Source organism: Roseiarcus sp. (assembly GCF_052145395.1).
In the GTDB taxonomy this organism is placed as follows: Bacteria; Pseudomonadota; Alphaproteobacteria; order Rhizobiales; family Beijerinckiaceae; genus Roseiarcus.
Map to the genome: position 1 here is coordinate 1 of NZ_JBKQOT010000257.1, position 3,675 is coordinate 3,675.

Below are 3,675 nucleotides of genomic sequence, written 5' to 3' on the forward strand. Positions count from 1 at the left end.
CGAACGTCACCGTCATTGTGACCATTTGGCCGACATACGTGTTTACTCCGGAGCCCGACACGCCCAAAGCGTTGAGTTCGGAATCGGAGGTGACGATGCCGGTGAAAACCTCGACTTCGGCCGAAGCCCTCGACGACAGGCTGCACAGGCTCTAGGCCGCGACCGCGCCCACGAGTATTTTTGCGCCAATCGGTAGATTTTCTTGTCCCATAACTTCCCCCTTCTCTGCGATCGGCTCTTAAACAGGGTGTCGAAAAAGTCATTTGTTCTCGGAACGTCCGAGAACAAAGAGGAATCGAAGGTGGTTCAATCCTGAATCAAAATGAGTCCGAGTTCGACTTTTTCAACGGCCTGCTGAGAAACGAACCCACCTCTTGAACGGTGGTCGCAGACATTGGCCTCAACCAGCTCGAGCCGGGTAGGCGAGGCGTGTCCATTCCCTGTGCGCCGCGTGTCACTCGAGCGTCGTCGACCCGCGGCGCACGGAGCCTCCTCAAGCTTCGATCGCGCGCGCCGTCTTGGCCTTGCGGCGGCGCATGACCATGCCGCCGAGACCGGCGGCGAGAAGCGTCATCGTGGTCGGCTCGGGAACCGCGGTTCCGGTGAAGGCGATATTGTCGACGTTGTATGTTGCGCCGGTCCCCAGGGTCTCCGTCTCGAAGTACACGCCCGACGCGAGATCGGCGCCCGTGAAATGATCCGTGACCTGGACCCATCCGCCCGTCGTGGCGTCAGTGACCGGCGTCGAGCTGGTGAAAACGCCGATGCCGTACCCGACGTCCAGCGCCAGCCCGCCGGTCACCTGGCCTGAGAGGACCTGGATGTCGTAGGTGAGGGTCGCGTCGGCATAGACCTTGTCGCCGACGAACTCTTGTCCGAATCCGTTGCCTTGCTCGGCCGGCGGCCAGTCGCCGCTGTCGGTCACGACATGAAGCATGTTCCCGGCGCCCATCGGATCGGTAGTCGTCTCGAGCGTCGTCGTGAGCGTGCCGCCCGGCACGACGGTGAACTGATACCAGCCCAAAGCCGCGCTCAATGCTGACGAGCCGCCGACGGTCGTGACTGGGCTGCCGCCCGGGCCGACGCTGCCAAGGCCGGCGTTGATCAACTGGGCCGAGGCTGGGCCGACCAGGACCGCCGAACCGGCGAGCGCGGCGCACAGAACGCCTGCGCGCGTGACGATTGTTTTCGACATGGCTTCTCTTCCCCTTGCGTTTTCGCCGTCAGATCCGTCTCGTAACGGCGCGGCAATGTGAAAATAAGTCGAGACGCCGAAACTATCCCCGTCAACCTGCCGGAACGGGTAGGACCGGCGTGTCAGGCCTCTGTGCGCGGCGTGCCAAACGAGGCGCGCCAGTCTACCCAACCAAGCCGGAGTCCCAGGCTCACAGGCGCTTTCAGGCGCGGTGGGACTGAACAAGGTTGATTGCGGCCAGCGCGCCGCCCGACGCCAGCCCGACCGGCAGCGCCGCCGCCGCGCACGCGGCGACAGTCTTGAGGAATGTCGTTTTCATCGCCTTTTCCCGCAAAATTCCATTCCGCTAAGCGAATAGCGGTTCCGCACTATCGGGCAATATCTGTTGAAGAGGGTGGGACTGGCGTGTCAGTGTTCTGTGCGCCGCGTTCCACGCTGGGGTCGTCGATCCGGGAATCAAAGAGGGGCCGCCGGCTGGGGGATTGCGGGGATGAGCAGCAAGGGACCCGCGCGAAAAGCGGCACCGAGCCGGTATTTCGAGGCGTCGACGGTCGTGGTGCCGGCGGCGCAGAGCCGCGAATTCTGGCGCTTCGGCGTGCTCAACCGCAGCGACGCGGATTTTCACGAGGAGGATCTCGGCGCCCCGTACCGCGGCCGGATCAGGGGCTACTTCGGAGCGAGGAGCCAGATTCGCGACGGCCGTTCCGACCCGATCATTCTGCGCCGCACCGCGGAGGTCCGCCGGCGCGACGGCGGCGACGAGATCCTGCTGAGCGCCGCTTTGCACATCGGCCGGGAGACCTGGGTCGGAGAGCCGGACCGGATGTTTCGCGTCGAGACCGGCGACCTTCTCGTCGTGGATCTCGCCAAGGCGACGACGCTGGACGCCGGCGAATATCGCGAGGTCAATTTCCGGCTTTCCAGGCCGCTCGTCGCGGCGGCGATCGGCCGCGACCCGGCGTTCCTGGGCGGACGGATCCTGCCAAAGACGCCGCTGACCGCGATGCTCTACGCCAACTTGCGCAGTTTCGTCGACGCGCTGCCGACGATGGAGGAGAGCGAGCGCGCGGCGGCGCTCGGCGCTTGCACCGAATTCGCGCTGCAGACGCTCGATTTCGTCGTTCGCCGGTTCGACGGCGCCGCCGATACGCCTTCCGACCGGCTGTTCGAAGCCGCCGAACGCCTCGTCGAGCGCAACCTCGGCCTGCGTAGACTTTCGCCGGAGTGGCTCGCCCTGAAGCTGGGCTGCTCGCGCTCGGCGATCTACCGGCTGTTTCGACTGCACGGCCATTCGGTGATGGAGTTCATCTCCGAGCGCCGCCTGACGCGGGCCTACGAAACCCTTGGCGACCCGGACAACAGGCAAACGATCGCCGACGTCGCTTCGTCCTGTGGGTTCGACGACCCCTCCTCTTTCAGCCGGATGTTCCGGCAGCGTTTCAGTTGCACGCCGCGAGAGGCGCGCCTGTCCCCATCCCGGCCGTGAGGCCGGAAAAAGCGTCGCCCACAGGCCGGCGCCGCCGTTTTTGTGGGGAGGCGTCCGGCCGGCCGAGGCGCCCAGCCGGCGCGACGTCCGTCCGAGCAAACCCTCCGGGAGCGCGGCGCCGGTTGCCGGGGATGCCGCTCTCTGCATTGATGGACGGGCGGCGGCCCGCGATCGACGATCGGCGAGGCCCCAGGGGACGAAGCGCGCCATGGCGATCAGCGTCGAAAACAGGCAAGACCGCCTTGGCGCGGCCCAGGTCGACGCGATGTTCGATTTCATCCTGGTCGCCGCGGTCGCAGCCGCTGCGGCGGCCGCGATCCTCGCCGGAGGGCTGGTCGCGCTCGGCCAAGTCGAGCCGCGGACCGCCGCGGCCTGGGTGGCGTACATCTTGGCTTGCGCGCTCGCCAATCTCGTGTTGCGCGCCCTCCACCGGCGGTCGTCTTCGGCCAACCGGAACTGGCGCGCCTGGGGACTGGCGTTCTCCCTGGTCAACCTCGGGGTCGGCCTCGGGTTCGGCTGGGCGCCGATCGGGCTGCCGGTCGGCGGGCGCGCGGACGTCGTCCTACTGGTCCTGATCGACACGCTTTGCATGGCCGCGGGCGCGATCACCGCGTTCGGTCCCTATCTGCCGACCTTCGTTCCGTTTTTTCTGGCGGCGACCGTTCCGTTCGCGATATCGGGCGTGTTCGCGCCTGATCCCCTCCTGCATGGGCTCGCGCCGGTCTTGATGCTGATCTTCATCGGCGGCATGGGCGGGCTCGGGCTCCGGGCCAATGTCGCCTTCGCGCAACTGGTTCGCCTTCAGATCGAGACCGAGGAACTGGCCCAGGATCTTCAGCGGCAGAAGGAGATCGCCGAACGCGCCAGCCTCGCCAAGTCGACCTTCCTCGCCGCCGCCAGCCACGATCTGCGCCAGCCGGTGCACGCGCTCGGCCTGTTCGTCGGCGCGTTGCGCAGCCTCGCCGTCGCCGAGGACGCCGCCTCGCTGATCGAC

2 protein-coding genes and 1 pseudogene are annotated in these 3,675 nt (G+C 66.6%); 2 read left to right on the plus strand and 1 reads right to left on the minus strand.

Annotated elements, in window-relative coordinates; translation table 11 throughout:
- Window positions 1-493: 493 nt before the first annotated feature.
- Window positions 494-1,195, minus strand: a complete 702-nt coding sequence (locus ACLP25_RS08710; protein WP_442468810.1) for a PEP-CTERM sorting domain-containing protein — start codon at window positions 1,193-1,195, stop codon at window positions 494-496.
- 490 nt (window positions 1,196-1,685) lie between these two features.
- On the opposite strand from ACLP25_RS08710, the gene ACLP25_RS08715 reads away from it, so the two are divergent.
- Both ACLP25_RS08715 and ACLP25_RS08720 read left to right on the plus strand, forming a co-directional pair.
- Complete coding sequence (locus ACLP25_RS08715; protein ID WP_442468811.1) at window positions 1,686-2,681, plus strand: helix-turn-helix domain-containing protein; 996 nt, start codon at window positions 1,686-1,688, stop codon at window positions 2,679-2,681.
- Between the two features lie 208 nt (window positions 2,682-2,889).
- Window positions 2,890-3,675, plus strand: a pseudogene (locus tag ACLP25_RS08720) (hypothetical protein); the annotation flags it as partial.